Genomic DNA, 15,561 nt, shown 5'->3' with positions numbered 1-15,561 from the left:
TTACTATAGAATTGTAATTACTGATAGACTATGACAAAATTAGAAGTAAATGCGATTATCAATCCCTTATATAAAGAACTAAATGATGAAATCTTAACTTTAATTAATGCCTATGATGAAATAAATACTTATTTAGCTAAAGGAACTAGAAACTCAATTAAGTTAGCCACTTTATCCAATGGTAAAACAGTAGCTATAAAATCTTTTAAGATGCCTAACATTATCAATAGATATGTCTACAGATTCTTCAGAAAACCAAAGGCAAGACGTTCATATCTACATGCAGAGAAACTAATCAATCTCGGTTTTAATACACCTGCACCAGTTGGATATGTAGAGTTTACATCTAAAACTCGTTTAAAGGAAAGCTACTATGTCTCAGAGTTATTAAACTGTGATATTACCTATAGGGAATTACTAACAAATCAAGAGTATCCTAATCGTGAAGAAATACTTAAACAATTTACAGAATTTTCGTTTCAATTACATGAAAAAGGAGTAGAGTTTTTAGATCACTCTCCAGGAAATACCTTGATTAAAAAAGTTGATGACAATAGATATGAATTCTATCTAGTAGATTTAAATCGTATGAAGTTTCATGACCATATGAATTTTTCAAACAGAATGAAAAACTTATCTCATCTAACTACGAATATTCAAGATATTGAGCAAATGGCAAATCATTACGCCAATTTGCTAGGCAAAAATTCAAAGGAGGTGTTTACTAAACTTTGGCTAGAAACTATAAAATTTCAATTTAGATTCTATAAGAAAAAGGAGATTAAACTTCGCTTAAAAAAGTACATCCATAATATTTAGGAACAAAAGGAACATCGATAATTGATGTTCCTTTTTTGCTTAATAATACTTAAGAAACTATTTGACAAATAAAAAATATTAAAAAAGCAATAATCAAACACATTGGACAAAGTCGTACCTTAGTCTTGAAATTGAAAACAAAAATACTATGATACAGAAGACTCCATTAGTAGTGTGTTTTGGTGAAGTGCTTTGGGATATATTCCCTACTTATAAAAGAATTGGAGGAGCACCTCTAAATGTAGCCTATCATCTTAATAAATTTGGCATTGATTCAAGAGTAATTACTAAACTCGGAAAAGACGATTTAGGCACTAAAATTATAACTGCCTTAGCGAAAAACAACATCTCTACTGACCAAATACAAATTGATGAAAATAGTCAAACAGGGACTGTATTTGCTACTTTCGATGACAGAAACGAAGCTTCTTATGATTTTCTAGAAAACAGTGCTTGGGATAGTATAGACTTAAGACCACAAGATTTAGATATTGTTAGAAAATCTGATGCCTTTGTATTTGGAACTCTAGCGAGCCGAAAACAACATACACGCAAAACATTAGAAAGCCTTTTAGAAGCAGCCCCTTATAAAGTATTTGACGTTAACTTTAGACCTCCTCATTACGATATAAAATTTGTTGTAGAATTAATGCATAAAGCTAACCTCATCAAAATGAATAAAGCTGAACTTAGACAGATTCTTGAAGAAATAGAAAAGCCTTATACAAATGAAGAAGAAAGTATAAAATACATACAAGACCACTTTAAATGTCAAGAAATAATTGTTTCTAAAGGAAGTAAAGGAGGAATTTATTACTTTGAGGACAAGTTATTTCACTTTCCTTCCGTAGAAATAGTAATAAAAGATACTGTTGGAAGTGGAGATTCTTTTCTAGCCGGATTTTTAGCAGAAAAACTAACATCTTTTGATCCAATAGAAACAATAAAAAAAGCTTCTTCATTAGGAGCCTTTATAACTTCTCAAGCTGGAGCATGTCCAGAATATGAATTGGAGGATTATTTTTTATTTCATACTGAAAATATATTTTCAGATAATGAGATCACAACTGTCACTATTAAAAATAAAACAGAAGAATAATAGGTTACAAATAATGAAATAAGTTGTTAAGTTATTCTTTTAACACTTTATACATTTAAATAACAATTACTATTGCTTATTAAAAATTATTTTATACTTTAGCATCAGATTATTACATAATAATGAATACACAAAACTTAAATACAAACTGGTGGTGGCAAATAAATCCTAAAATAGGATTCAGTTGGTCATAGTTTGTATTGAAGTAATCATATAGAGAATAATTATCTTTAATATAGAAGCCTACTGGATCTACCTGTAGGCTTTTTTTATACAACCTTAATTAATAAATAGAACTGATAATAATGAATATACAATACGTAAATACAAACTGGTGGTGGCAAATAGATCCTAGAATAGGGTTCAGTTGGCCATACTTTATATTGACGTATTAACATCTATAATTAGAATTATATATACAATATTACATAGCCTGCTAGAACTTACTAGCAGGCTTTTTTTATTCTAAAAATTAAAATAAATACAAAATGAAAATGACTACAAATTATAAAAAAATCTTAGGAGACATTTATACTCCAGTTGAATTATACCTAAAACTGAGAGATAAATTTCCGCACAGCTTTTTATTAGAAAGTTCTGATTACAATAGCAAAGAAAACAGCTATTCCTATTTATGTCTAAACCCTATTGCTTCTTTTATTGTTGACAAACAACACACAACAATTACAACATTTGAAAATGAAAGTAAAATAAAACAAACTAATTTAATATGTATTAATGATGAGCTCCAATCTTTTATCAAGAGTTTTACAATTAATAAGCCAAAAGAAATTGACTTTATAAATAATGGTGTATTTGGTTATACTTCTTATGATAGTATTCCCCTATTCGAGGACATACAGTTTGAAAACGATACGTATGAACTTCCTCTTCTTCAATATCATTTTTTCAAATACCTCATCGTTTTTAATCATTACAAAAATGAACTATACATTGTTGAACATTTACAAAGCAATGAACAAACAAATATTGACCAAATAAGTGACTTTATTAATACAAAAACAATAAGTCTTTTTCCATTTACTGTAACAGGCAGAGAAGAAACCAAAACAACTGATGAGGAATTTTTAAACCTAATTGCTCAAGGAAAGGAACATTGTTTTAGAGGAGATGTTTTCCAACTTGTATTATCTAGAAAATTTAAACAAAAGTTCAAAGGAGATGAATTCAATGTTTACCGTGCATTGCGCTCAATAAATCCTTCCCCCTATTTATTTTACTTTGATTATGGCAATTTTAAAATATTCGGTTCTTCACCAGAGGCGCAAATAGTTGTAAAAGAAAATAAAGCATATATATATCCTATCGCAGGTACTTTCCTTCGAGATGGGGATACAGCAATAGACGCAAAAATTGCAAAGACCTTAGAGGAAGATCCAAAAGAAAATGCAGAACACGTAATGCTAGTTGATTTGGCAAGGAATGACTTAAGCAGAAATAGTGCAGAAGTTAAAGTTGAACGTTTTAAACAAATCGAATATTACTCCCATGTTATTCACCTAGTATCCAAGGTCAGCGCATCAATTGAGAAAGATACAAACACCATAGACATTTTTACTAATACATTCCCAGCTGGTACCTTATCTGGAGCACCGAAACATAAAGCTATGCAGTTAATAGATAAATATGAACCTGAATCGCGAGGTCACTATGGAGGAGCTATTGGAATATTAGGTTTAGATGGATCAATAAATCACGCCATTTTTATTCGTTCTATTTTAAGCTACCAAAATGAATTAAGCTATCAAGCAGGATGTGGGATTGTAACAAAATCTGACAATCACACTGAACTAAAAGAAATCAACAATAAACTAAAAGCAGTAAGAACAGCCATTCAACTTGCCGAAAATATTTAAAAAATGAAAATAATAGTAATTGATAATTATGATTCGTTTGTACACAATATCATTCATATCATAAAAGAAAAAGGTATTAAGGATATAGACATTGTGAAAAATGATAAAATAGACCTTTCTATAATTGAGCAATATGACAAAATCTTGTTATCACCAGGACCAGGTATTCCAGGTGAAGCAGGTAAATTAATGGAAGTCATTAAACAATATGCAACAACAAAAGATATTCTCGGTGTTTGTTTAGGCCATCAAGCTTTAGGTGAATACTTTGGAATGCAATTAAAAAGACTAAAAGAACCTTTGCATGGCATAGCCTCCCCTATTTATCTGCAACATCAGGACTATCTATTCGACAATGTACAAAATTATAGTACTATAGGGCATTATCATTCATGGGTAGTTGATTCTCCTACGCCTGATATCATTATTACAGCCAAAGATCAAGAGGGAAACATTATGGCATTTAAGCATAAGAGTTATAACATAAGAGGAGTACAATTTCACCCAGAATCAGTTCTTACTGCAGACGGAAAACAAATGATTTCGAATTGGATAAAAAACTAAACAAATGAAACAGATACTACAACATTTATCACAATATAAAACACTAACATCACAAGAAGCAAAAGACATAGTAATCAATATGGCGAATGATAAATATACAGATATGCAAATGACAGCATTACTGTCAATGTTTATTATGCGCCCTATTACACTTGAAGAACTAAAAGGTTTTAGAGAAGCTATGATAGATTTGTCAAACAAAGTGGATTTATCTGAATACAATCCTATGGATGTTTGTGGAACAGGTGGAGACGGAAAAGACACCTTTAATATATCAACTCTTTCTTCTTTTGTCATTGCAGGAGCGGGAGTTCCCATCGCAAAACATGGAAACTATGGTGTTTCTTCAATATCAGGGTCTTCTAGTGTGATGGAAAACTTAGGTATTCATTTTAGAGCTTCTGAAGAAGAACTAAAAGTCCAACTAAAAGAAGCTAATATCTGTTTTCTTCATGCACCTCTATTCCATCCAGCAATGAAAAGAATAGCTCCTGTACGCAAAGCCCTTGGAATAAAAACATTCTTTAATATGCTAGGCCCCTTGACCAATCCTGCCCAGCCAAAAGTACAATTAGTCGGTTTATTTAATCTAGAACTCTTGCGCATGTATCAATATTTCTTGCAACAGGAAAATACTAAATATAGTATCATTCATGCATTAGATGGCTATGATGAATGTACATTGACAGGAGAATGTAAGATTGTAAATAATCAAGGAGAAAAGATTACAGATGCTTCCTACTTTGGTATGAATACCATATCTCCATCAGCAATAAAGGGAGGAACTACAGTAGAAGAATTTGCTTATATCTTTTGGCAGATATTAAAGGGCAAAGGTACTGACGAGCAGAACAATGTAGTCGTAGCAAATAGTGCCCTTGCCATACAAACTTATCATCCAGACCTCAGCATAAAAGAAGCAATAGAAAGAGCCAAGGAGTCTTTACTAGGAGGAAAAGCAAAAGAGAAATTTGAAATATTAAAAGAACTATGAATCTAATTCTAACTAAAATAAAAGAAAACAAACTAAAAGAGATACAAGAACGAATCTCAAAAACGAGTTTACAAGCACTGCAAAAGAGTCCTCTTTTCTCGCGTTCATGTCTTTCTATGAAAGAAAACATTATTGATAAAACGCAGAAAGGTATAATAGCTGAATTTAAGAGACAATCTCCTTCCAAAGGTATCATACATCCAAATGCGGATATTAAACAAATAACACAAGGTTATCAAGCCTCAGGAGCTTCTGCTATATCTATTTTAAATGATCAAAAGTTTTTTGGAGCGTTATCTACCGATTTTGAAATAGGAAGAGCTTCTATCAGTCTTCCTTTACTCCAAAAAGACTTTGTATTATGCGAATATCAAATAGCTGAAGCAAAAGCATCTGGAGCAGATGTTATACTATTAATTGCTAAAATGTTGAAAACAGAAGAAGTTAAACGTCTTACACATTATGCTCACCAATTAGGATTAGAGGTATTGCTTGAGACTCATAACGCAGAAGAAATTATTGCACATCAATCAACTGAATTTGATTTAATAGGTATAAACAATAGAGACCTAAATACTTTTAAAGTTGACATAGAGAATAGTATTCGTCTTGCCCAACTTTTGCCTTCATATGCAGTAAAAATAGCAGAAAGTGGTATTGATAATACAGAGTCTATTAAACATTTAAAGGAGAATGGTTTTTCAGGTTTTTTAATGGGGGAATACTTTATGAAGGATAAAGACCCTGCACAAAAGTTAAAAGAACTTATTAAAACTTTATCCTAATGAAAAAGATCAAGATATGTGGAATGAGGGAAATAGAAAATATTAAAGCAATTACTTCTCTCGACATTGATTATATAGGCTTCATCTTTTATTCAAAATCAAAACGATTTATTGGATTGAATTATCCACCAGAAGCTATTGAAGAGATTCCTAATAATATACAAAAAGTTGGTGTCTTTGTTAATGAAGAAAAAGAAACAGTTTTTAAAACCGTAAAGAAATATAAACTAGACTATATACAATTACATGGTAATGAAAGTTCAGAGGACTGCAAGTTTTATAAAGATCAAGCTATAAAAGTAATTAAAGCAATTTCAATTAACTCTAAATCAGATTTTAAACAATTACCTATTTATGAGGATTACTGCGATATCTTTCTTTTAGACACAAAAACACCAGATTATGGAGGAAGTGGAAATTCATTTGATTGGACACTATTGCAATATTATAATTCTTCTACCCCTTTTCTGCTAAGCGGTGGACTAGGTATAGAAAATATAAATGAGGCAATACAACTAATAACAGATTCACGCTTAATAGGTTTTGACCTCAATAGTCAATTGGAAGATAAGCCGGCACTTAAAAATAAAGAAAAGACAAAAAAAATCATCAAAATAATTAAATCATGAAAAAAACATTCAATCCAGATATGCAAGGTTATTACGGAGAATATGGAGGAGCTTTTGTACCGGAGATGCTTTATAGCAATGTTGCAGAATTGCAAAAACAATATCTTAAAATAATAGAAGACAGCGACTTCCAAAAAGAATTAAAACAACTTTTACATGATTATGTGGGGCGACCTACTCCTCTTTTTTACTCTACTAACTTATCAAAGCAGTATGGGGCAAAAATTTACTTAAAAAGAGAAGACCTTAATCATACTGGCGCTCACAAAATAAACAATACAATCGGACAAATATTACTAGCAAAGCGATTAAACAAAAAACGAATTATTGCAGAAACAGGAGCAGGACAACATGGTGTAGCAACAGCGACTACATGCGCTTTATTAGGTCTGGAATGTATTGTATTTATGGGAGCACATGATATAGAAAGACAAAAACCTAACGTCGAAAGGATGCAAATGCTAGGAGCAAAAGTAATTCCGGCACTTAGTGGAAGTAAAACACTCAAAGATGCTACCAATGAAGCTATACGAGAATGGATAAATAATCCAACAGATACTCATTATGTAATTGGCTCAGTAGTTGGCCCTCATCCCTACCCTGATATGGTAGCTAAATTTCAATCTATTATTAGCGAAGAAATTCAATCACAATTATTAGTAAAAGAAGGGACTACTAATCCTGATTATGTCATTGCCTGTGTAGGGGGAGGTAGTAATGCCATGGGAGCCTTCTATCACTTTATAGATAATAATCACACTAAGCTAATAGCCATAGAAGCAGCAGGTAAAGGAACTGACACTGACCTAACAGCAGCAACTATTGCTTTAGGAAAACAAGGAATTATTCATGGTAGTAAGACATATTTAATTCAAACAGAAGATGGACAAATTATAGAACCTTATTCTATCTCAGCGGGATTAGATTATCCAGGAATTGGACCGGCACATGCCTACCTACATGATACTGGGAAAATACATGTAGATAGTGTAACAGATGACGAAGCAATACAAGCAGCGTTTCACCTTACGCGTACTGATGGCATAATCCCTGCTCTAGAATCAGCTCATGCTCTAGCCTATCTAAATAAAATGGACTTAAAACCTACCGATATAGTAGTGGTAAATGTTTCAGGTCGAGGAGATAAAGACATGTTAACCTACTCAAAATTTTTTAATCATGAAGAATAAACTAACACAACTATTCAATAGTAAAAAAAATAATATCCTTTCCATTTATTTTACTGCAAGTTATCCTACTATTAATGATACAACCACGATAATAAACCATCTAGATAAAGCAGGCGTTGACCTCATTGAAATTGGAATACCTTTCTCAGATCCTTTAGCTGATGGTCCTATCATTCAAGCGAGTTGTCAACAAGCACTTGATAATGGCATGACATTAAAATTACTTTTAAATCAGTTAAAAGATATTAGGCAAAGCACTCAAATACCTATTGTGTTAATGGGATACTTAAATACAGTACTTGCTTATGGTATCGAAGCATTTTATAATGAATGTGCAAAAATAGGAATAGACGGTGTAATCCTTCCAGACTTACCATTAGATTATTATCAAAGTAAGTTTGAAGCTCTATCTAAGAAACATAACATAAGCAACATCATGTTAATCAGTAATGAGACTCCTGCAGAACGTATCTCTACAATAGACAAAAACACAAATGGTTTTCTCTATATGGTATCTTCAAATAGTATAACAGGAGCTAATAAGGACTTAAATACTCAAACAGATTATTATCAACGAATTAAAGATATGCAGTTAACTAATCCTCTTCTTATAGGTTTTGGTATATATGATCATACTACTTATGAATTAACATGTCAGTATAGTTCAGGAGCGATTATAGGAACAGCATTTATTAAACATATAAATGAAAATGGAATTTCGCAAGAAAGCATTAGTAATTTCGTAAATGGAATTAGAGGAATAGAAACAACAATTTCTAACTAATTTCAATAATTATTAAACACAATAGCCAGTTAGGAAATTTGACCTAACTGGCTATTGTGTTTAATTATCAGTAATAATTTATGGATTAAGAACAGCCACAACTGCCGCCGTCTTTACCACAAGGTCCTTTTTTGCCTCCTTTATTTTTCCAGAAGCTTTTTTTAATAAAATAACCTACTGCGATAATTAATAAACCGTAAGCTATCACTTCTTGATATCCCATCTTACTTTATTTTAAGAGTTGAAAAGTGATTAATGCTGCAACATATGCAAACACTGTCATAAACACCAATTGAAATATTGTCCATTTCCAAGACTTTGTTTCTCGTCTTGTAATTGCAACCGTAGAGGCACACTGCATAGCAAAAGCATAAAATACCATTAGTGATAAACCACTAGCTAATGTAAATACTTTTTCTCCAGTATCTGGCCATACTTCAGCTGCCATTCTTTGTTTTATAGTACCTGCCTCATCATCGTCATCACCACTTGAACCAATGTTATATATCGTCGCTAGTGTACCTACAAATACTTCACGAGCAACAAAAGAAGTAATCACAGCGATTCCGATCTTCCAATCATAACCTAATGGTTTTATTACAGGTTCTATTGTTTTACCTAATATACCAATATACGAATTTTCAAGCTTATAACCAGCGATATTATCATCTAATTCTTCTTCTGATAAATCTTGACCTTTGTATTTTTCAGTAATGTATTCTTCAGCGTTCTCAAATTTTTCTCCAGGTCCATGAGCACCTAAAAACCAAATAATAATTGATAATACAAAGATAATCTTACCTGCTCCTACTACGAATGCTTTCGTTTTCTCATACATCGTAAGGAATACGTTCTTAATAATAGGCATTCTATAGTTAGGCATCTCTACTACAAAATAAGATTTAAATGGAGACTTTATAAAATATTTTAAAATCATCGAAGCAATAAGCGCTGAGAAAAATCCTAATAAATAAAATATAGTCAATGTCAAACCTTGTAAACTTAAAAACCCAAAAAGTCGAGTCTCTGGTATAACTAATGCTATTAAAATAATATACACCGGTATACGAGCAGAACATGTAGTAAAAGGGGTTACTAAAATAGTCAATAAGCGTTCTTTAGGATTCTCGATATTACGAGCAGACATAATAGCGGGGATAGCACAAGCATTACCAGAAATCAAAGGCACTACACTCTTTCCACTTAATCCAAATGGGCGCATTAACTTATCCATCAAGAATACTACTCTACTCATATAACCAGTTTCCTCTAAAATAGAAATGAACATAAATAAGATAGCAATCTGAGGAATAAAAGGCATTATACCCCCAATACCTGGTATAATACCGTCAGCTATTAAATCCGTTGCCTTACCTGGTTCCATTACTTCATGTACCCAAGACGATAAAGCTGCAAATTGGTCTTCTATCCAATCCATTGGAATACTAGACCATTCAAAAATAGCTTGAAACACCAAAAGCATAATAGCAAAGAAAATCACATATCCCCACACTTTATGGGTAAGAACGCGATCAACTCTACTACGAAAATCAGTAGCAGACTTACTATCTTTTCTATAAACTTCTTTTAATAAATCATTTATAAACTGATAGCGTTTAATCGTTTTCTTTTGTTGAAGTCTTTTAACTTCACTTTCGTCCAGATGGATTCCCTTTTCTGTAATAGAATCTTTAGTAATGTTTCCAATAGCAAGATCCTGAGAATAAATCATCCATAATTTATAGACACTTTCAGTCGGGTAAGTAGCTGCCAATTTATCAAAAAAAGCTGGATCCACTAGAGTAGCATTTAATGAAGGCTCACTTGAAGTATTATCATACTGCAAGATTGCTTCTTTTAAATCAGAAATCCCTTGTTTTTTCTTTGCACTAACAAGAACTACTTTTGTTTTTAATTTTTCCTCTAATAAAGGAATATCAAGAGAAATTCCTAAACCATCCATACGATCAGCCATATTAATAGCCAAGATAGTAGGAATACCTAACTCTTTAATTTGTGTAAAAAGTAATAAGTTTCTTTTTAGATTTTCGATATCCACAACTACCACTACCACATCAGGGTAATCTTTGTTCAATGGATCAAACAATAAATCTAAGACAATACGCTCATCTAGTGAGCTAGCATTTATACTGTATGTTCCTGGCAAGTCGATAACAGTAGCAGAAACATCAGTATTCAACCTTGCATTACCACTTTTTTTATCAACAGTTATACCTGGATAATTACCTATTTTGTGATTTAATCCTGTAAGTGCATTAAACACAGAAGTTTTACCAACATTCGGATTACCGATTAGGGCAACTTTAATATTATTCTTCATTAAAATAAATTGATAACTTAACTATAACTATTTTTCATCTGTAATCACTACAACAATCTCGCGAGCTAACTCTTTTCGAATAGATAAATGTGTATCATTGACACATAAATAAATAGGATCTCCCAAAGGAGCCACCTCAAGTAGCTTTACCTCATTGCCTGGTAAGCATCCCATCTCTAATAATTTCAAAGGAACATTATGCATATCGTACTCCGCAATGACCCCTTTTTGGTTTTTCTTCAATAAGTCTAAAGTTATATTCACTTTATTTGGATTTAATTCAGATTGCAAAAATACAGAAATATAAACTTTTATTGCATTAATAATGAAAGATTTATTATTAGTAATCCTACTATTCTTTAAGATTTGAATTTAACAATCAAGTATTTAACCCTACTAATTTTCACTATCTACTAATAAAACGCTACTATTCTTATCGAGATTTCAACCCAATCTAAACAATGATAACCTATACAAGATGCTATTGATAAACTAATTGATAGAAGCCCTTTTTACTTATATTGTCTCAACACCTCTTCCATAAATGTCCCTAAAAAAATGAGAATGCAGAAATAAGGGTGCAGATCTCTATATCATTAGTAGTCATTTTAATAAGTTATCTAACACTTTACTTGTGCTAATTATAACTTCGTTAAATGATTTATTGATAAAGAAAAGGCTAGAAGGGTTAATCCTTCTAGCCTTGACTATTCAATTTCTTATTGATAAATTAATTACTTTTCTTTTCCCTTCTCATGCTCATACAGCCATTGAATATCTTCCCACAGTTCCAGCATATTCTTGTTCTCTGGGTCTTTTTGATCTAAATTCGTTCCATCGTAGAAACCACGTATACGACCTGCCCCATCTACTAAAATAAAATTTTCAGTGTGAACCATATCATACATCTCTTCAGGCGAGCCCGTCTTTACAGCTAAATATGAATTTCTCGCAATAAAGTAAATATCCTTCTTATCACCCGTTACCAAATTCCATACGTTATCATCTACTCCTTTATCAATCGCATATTGTTTTAATACTTCGACAGTATCGATATCAGGTGTAACCGTATGAGATAATAGCTTAACTCCTGGTAAATCTTTTATTTTCTCTTGTAACCAAACCATATTGTCTCCCATAATTGGACAAATTGTAGGACAGGTAGTAAAAAAGAAATCGGCTACATAAATATGTCCATCATAATCTTTATTGCTAATTGTATCTCCATTTTGATTAACGAATTTAAAAGGGGCTATTCGATGCTTTGCTTTATTCGCTTCATGCTGTATTAAACTATCTACTAATTCAGGATTTACCATAGCAGGTGTATATATAGGAAGTGTTTTTCTATACTTTAGTGCATTGTAAAACAAGCCCATAATAATAGCACAAAGAACAAAAAAGGATATAAAAAAATATCTATATTTTTTGAAGAACTGTAACATAATAATTTGAGTTTATGCAAACTTACAAATTCAGATACAAATAAAGGTTAAAGACATTATAAATAGAAATCATCTTGACTTATTAGTTTTCTGAAATTTCCTTAGACCTATAACGATAATAGCCAAAAAATTCCATATCATCCAACTAAATAATGTGGTATCGAATCTATTGCTTAAAGAACAAAAGCTATCTAACCAAGCCTTTGTTTTTTCCCTAACATTTCTTTCTCTCTATAGTTTGTAATCAAAATAGTCGTCTTTATCATCTTTTTTATTTCGTTTATTAAGACAGGGGTTAGCAATTATTTCTATATCAAATAGATTCTTTACATATCACTAGGCGACGAAGTTTATTGTAAATACTTTAATTATCTGAGTAAAAAAAAAACGCCTCACTTTTTTTTTAACCCCAAAAAACATATCTAACTAAAATACAACACTTTACAATAAAAACAATCTATTGAGTTAAAATTGGCATGCTTGCTAAAGCTAGTATCCATAAGCATTAGAGCGAAGTCCTTCAACACTTCTTCAACACTTCCCCATGATTGCTCCATATAGAGGGCTATTTGTTGAAGGAATCTTGAAGCACTGTTGGCGCATTGTTGAAAAAATCATATCGTCTATAGTAATAATGGCATATAAGGAATCAAATATGCCGTTATTGCTATAGGCATTTCTATCCAAAAAGACCTTTGAATAATTAAATGATTAACTTTTAAAAAGTTTAAAAATAAAACAGTTGCAATGAATTGGATGACTGATATTAAGTTAAAGTCATCTTGACTTTTTAGTTTTCTGGAATTTCATAAACCTTCTTTATTTTACAAAAAACAAGTCAACCTCATAGATAGATTACAAAAAAGAACAAGAAAAAAAACATTTAACAAAGATATTTTCTATTTTTGTTAGCATATCATTAAAGAACGTAAACTATTTTTTACTATGAACAAAAAAGTATTATTAACATCAGCAATTGCAATAGCTACTCTAGTAGCTTGTAAAGATGCTAAAAAAGCTGATGCTGAAGACAACGAAAGTCATGGTATCACATTGGAATACATGGACCAAAATGTAAAACCAGGTGATGACTTTTTCCGTTATGTAAATGGAGCTTGGTTTGACAAGACTGAAATACCAGCAGACAGAACACGTTGGGGAAGTTTTGATGAACTAAGACAAAACACTGACAATGATGCTTTAGCTATCTTAAAAGAAGCGGTGGCTAATAAAAAATTAGATCCAAAATCTGACCAAGCAAAAGCGGTAGCTGTGTTTGAAACTTATCTAGATGAAGCTACTAGAAATGAACTTGGAGTAACACCTCTAAAACCATACTTAGATAAAATTAATGCAATTGCTTCTCCATCAGATGTAGTGAAATTAATTAATGATCTTGCTGACGAAGGTGGATTAGGTATCTACTCTTCTTATGTATATGCTGATGCAAAAGACTCAAATGCAAATACAATCTATGTAAGTACTGGATCATTAGGTCTTCCTGATCGTGATTACTATGTATTACAAGATCAAGACATGAAAGAAAAACGTGATCAATATGTTGCGCATGTTGCACGTATGTTAGAATTAGCAGGTGAAAGCAAAGAAGATGCTTCTTCTGATGCTAAACGCGTTTTGGCAATAGAAACAAAAATGGCTGAACCAAGACTTACAAGAGTTGAACGTAGAGATAGCCGATTAACTTACAATCCAATGACTATAGCTGAGTTACAAAAGTTAACTCCTATCGTTGATTGGAAAGCTTATTTTGAAGCAAAAGGATTGAAAAACATAGATAAAGTTATTGTTTCTCAACCAAAATATATGAAAGAATTAAATAATATCCTTTCTGACAAAAATCTTGCTGACGTAAAAGCTTATTTAAAATGGACTTTGGTAAATGGAAATTCTAGTTACTTATCAACTGATATGGAGACAGCTAGCTGGGAATTCTATTCTAAAACTTTACAAGGAGCTAAAGAACAAAGACCAGTAGAGGAAAGAGCACTAGCTGTAGTAAATGGTACAGTAGGTGAAGCATTAGGTCAACTTTATGTAGAGAAAAAATTCCCTGCTGAAGCTAAAGCTAAAGCGCAAGCAATGATTAAAAATGTTTTAACTGCATTCCGTGAGCGTATTAAAAACTTACCTTGGATGGCAGAAGATACTAAAAAAGGAGCTTTAGAAAAATTAAGCACTACTACTATCAAAATTGGTTACCCAGATAAATGGGAAGACTATTCTGCTATGACTATTAAATCTAAAGCAGATGGTGGTAACTATTTTGAAAACATGAAAAATGCAGAAAGATGGGAACAAGCTAAAAACGTGGCTGACTATGGAAAACCTGTAGATAAATCACGTTGGGGAATGTCACCTCAGACAGTAAATGCATATTTCAACCCATTGTATAACGAAATCGTATTCCCTGCAGCTATTCTACAACCACCTTTCTATGATTATAAAGCTGATGAAGCTATTAATTACGGAGGTATAGGTGCTGTTATTGGACACGAGATTTCACATAGTTTCGATGATTCTGGTGCTCGTTATGACAAAGATGGAAACTTAAACGATTGGTGGACTCCTGCAGACTTAGAGAAATTTACTACTTTAGGAAATGCTTTAGCTGACCAATATAGTGCTTTAGAACCACTACCAGGAGTATTTGTAGATGGTAAATTTACACTTGGAGAAAACATTGGTGACTTAGGTGGTGTTAACGCTGCTTATGACGGTTTACAACTTTATTTAAAAGAAGCTGGTAATCCTGGTCTTATCGATGGATTCACACCAGAACAACGTTTCTTTATCTCTTGGGGAACTATCTGGAGAACTAAAGCTCGTGAAGAAGCAATCAAAAATCAAGTAAAAACTGATCCACATGCTCCAGGTCACTATAGAGCTTATGTTCCTTTACAAAATGTAGATGCTTTCTATGAAGCATTCGATATTAAAGAAGGAGATAAATTATATATCAAACCTGAAGAAAGAGTAAAAATTTGGTAATCACCAGAGTCAATAATAATAAAAA

The 15,561-nt window shown here is 32.0% G+C and carries 14 protein-coding genes; 10 read left to right on the top strand and 4 right to left on the bottom strand.

Going from position 1 to position 15,561, the window contains the following annotated elements; all coding sequences use genetic code 11:
- Nucleotides 1-30 precede the first annotated feature (30 nt).
- From RH98_RS05815 to trpA, 9 genes are all read left to right on the top strand, one after another.
- Nucleotides 31-819: a lipopolysaccharide kinase InaA family protein gene (locus RH98_RS05815; protein WP_010251601.1), complete on the top strand. Its 789-nt coding sequence runs from the start codon at nt 31-33 to the stop codon at nt 817-819.
- A gap of 148 nt (nt 820-967) precedes the next feature.
- Nucleotides 968-1,918 carry a carbohydrate kinase family protein gene (locus tag RH98_RS05810; protein ID WP_010251599.1) on the top strand — a complete coding sequence of 317 codons (951 nt, stop codon included), beginning with the start codon at nt 968-970 and terminating at the stop codon, nt 1,916-1,918.
- A gap of 488 nt (nt 1,919-2,406) precedes the next feature.
- A complete protein-coding gene (locus tag RH98_RS05805; RefSeq protein ID WP_010251595.1) occupies nt 2,407-3,795 on the top strand; it encodes an anthranilate synthase component I family protein in 1,389 nt (462 codons plus the stop codon).
- Between the two features lie 3 nt (nt 3,796-3,798).
- Nucleotides 3,799-4,359, top strand: a complete 561-nt coding sequence (locus RH98_RS05800) for an anthranilate synthase component II (RefSeq protein ID WP_010251592.1) — start codon at nt 3,799-3,801, stop codon at nt 4,357-4,359.
- 4 nt (nt 4,360-4,363) lie between these two features.
- On the top strand, nt 4,364-5,353 hold the full coding sequence (gene trpD, locus RH98_RS05795; protein WP_010251588.1) for an anthranilate phosphoribosyltransferase: 990 nt from the start codon (nt 4,364-4,366) through the stop codon (nt 5,351-5,353).
- Nucleotides 5,350-6,138 carry an indole-3-glycerol phosphate synthase TrpC gene (gene trpC, locus RH98_RS05790; protein ID WP_010251585.1) on the top strand — a complete coding sequence of 263 codons (789 nt, stop codon included), beginning with the start codon at nt 5,350-5,352 and terminating at the stop codon, nt 6,136-6,138. Before trpD ends, trpC begins: the two co-directional genes overlap by 4 nt.
- Nucleotides 6,138-6,767, top strand: coding sequence for a phosphoribosylanthranilate isomerase (locus tag RH98_RS05785; protein ID WP_010251583.1), 630 nt, complete (start codon nt 6,138-6,140; stop codon nt 6,765-6,767). The genes trpC and RH98_RS05785 overlap by 1 nt, the downstream gene beginning before the upstream one ends.
- Nucleotides 6,764-7,957, top strand: a complete 1,194-nt coding sequence (gene trpB, locus RH98_RS05780) for a tryptophan synthase subunit beta (RefSeq protein ID WP_026038764.1) — start codon at nt 6,764-6,766, stop codon at nt 7,955-7,957. The genes RH98_RS05785 and trpB overlap by 4 nt, the downstream gene beginning before the upstream one ends.
- Entirely contained in the window at nt 7,947-8,741 is a 795-nt protein-coding gene (trpA, locus tag RH98_RS05775; RefSeq protein WP_010251577.1) for a tryptophan synthase subunit alpha, read from the top strand. Before trpB ends, trpA begins: the two co-directional genes overlap by 11 nt.
- Before the next feature lie 85 nt (nt 8,742-8,826).
- Here trpA and RH98_RS15625 read toward each other — a convergent pair whose 3' ends face one another.
- The 4 genes from RH98_RS15625 to RH98_RS05760 all read right to left on the bottom strand — a co-directional run bounded on the left by RH98_RS15625 (nt 8,827) and on the right by RH98_RS05760 (nt 12,527).
- A complete protein-coding gene (locus RH98_RS15625) occupies nt 8,827-8,964 on the bottom strand; it encodes a FeoB-associated Cys-rich membrane protein (RefSeq protein WP_141629423.1) in 138 nt (45 codons plus the stop codon).
- Between the two features lie 6 nt (nt 8,965-8,970).
- Nucleotides 8,971-11,082 carry a ferrous iron transport protein B gene (gene feoB, locus RH98_RS05770; protein ID WP_010251574.1) on the bottom strand — a complete coding sequence of 704 codons (2,112 nt, stop codon included), beginning with the start codon at nt 11,080-11,082 and terminating at the stop codon, nt 8,971-8,973.
- A gap of 27 nt (nt 11,083-11,109) precedes the next feature.
- Nucleotides 11,110-11,346, bottom strand: coding sequence for a FeoA family protein (locus RH98_RS05765; RefSeq protein ID WP_026038763.1), 237 nt, complete (start codon nt 11,344-11,346; stop codon nt 11,110-11,112).
- Between the two features lie 470 nt (nt 11,347-11,816).
- Complete coding sequence (locus RH98_RS05760) at nt 11,817-12,527, bottom strand: SCO family protein (protein ID WP_010251568.1); 711 nt, start codon at nt 12,525-12,527, stop codon at nt 11,817-11,819.
- A gap of 945 nt (nt 12,528-13,472) precedes the next feature.
- Between RH98_RS05760 and RH98_RS05755 the strand changes: the two genes are divergently transcribed.
- Nucleotides 13,473-15,536 (top strand): M13 family metallopeptidase, encoded by a 2,064-nt coding sequence (locus tag RH98_RS05755; RefSeq protein WP_010251565.1) that lies wholly within the window; start codon nt 13,473-13,475, stop codon nt 15,534-15,536.
- Nucleotides 15,537-15,561 lie beyond the last annotated feature (25 nt).

The organism is Myroides injenensis M09-0166, from assembly GCF_000246945.1.
Classification (GTDB): Bacteria; Bacteroidota; Bacteroidia; order Flavobacteriales; family Flavobacteriaceae; genus Flavobacterium; species Flavobacterium injenense.
This window is presented reverse-complemented; position numbering and strand designations above follow the sequence as displayed.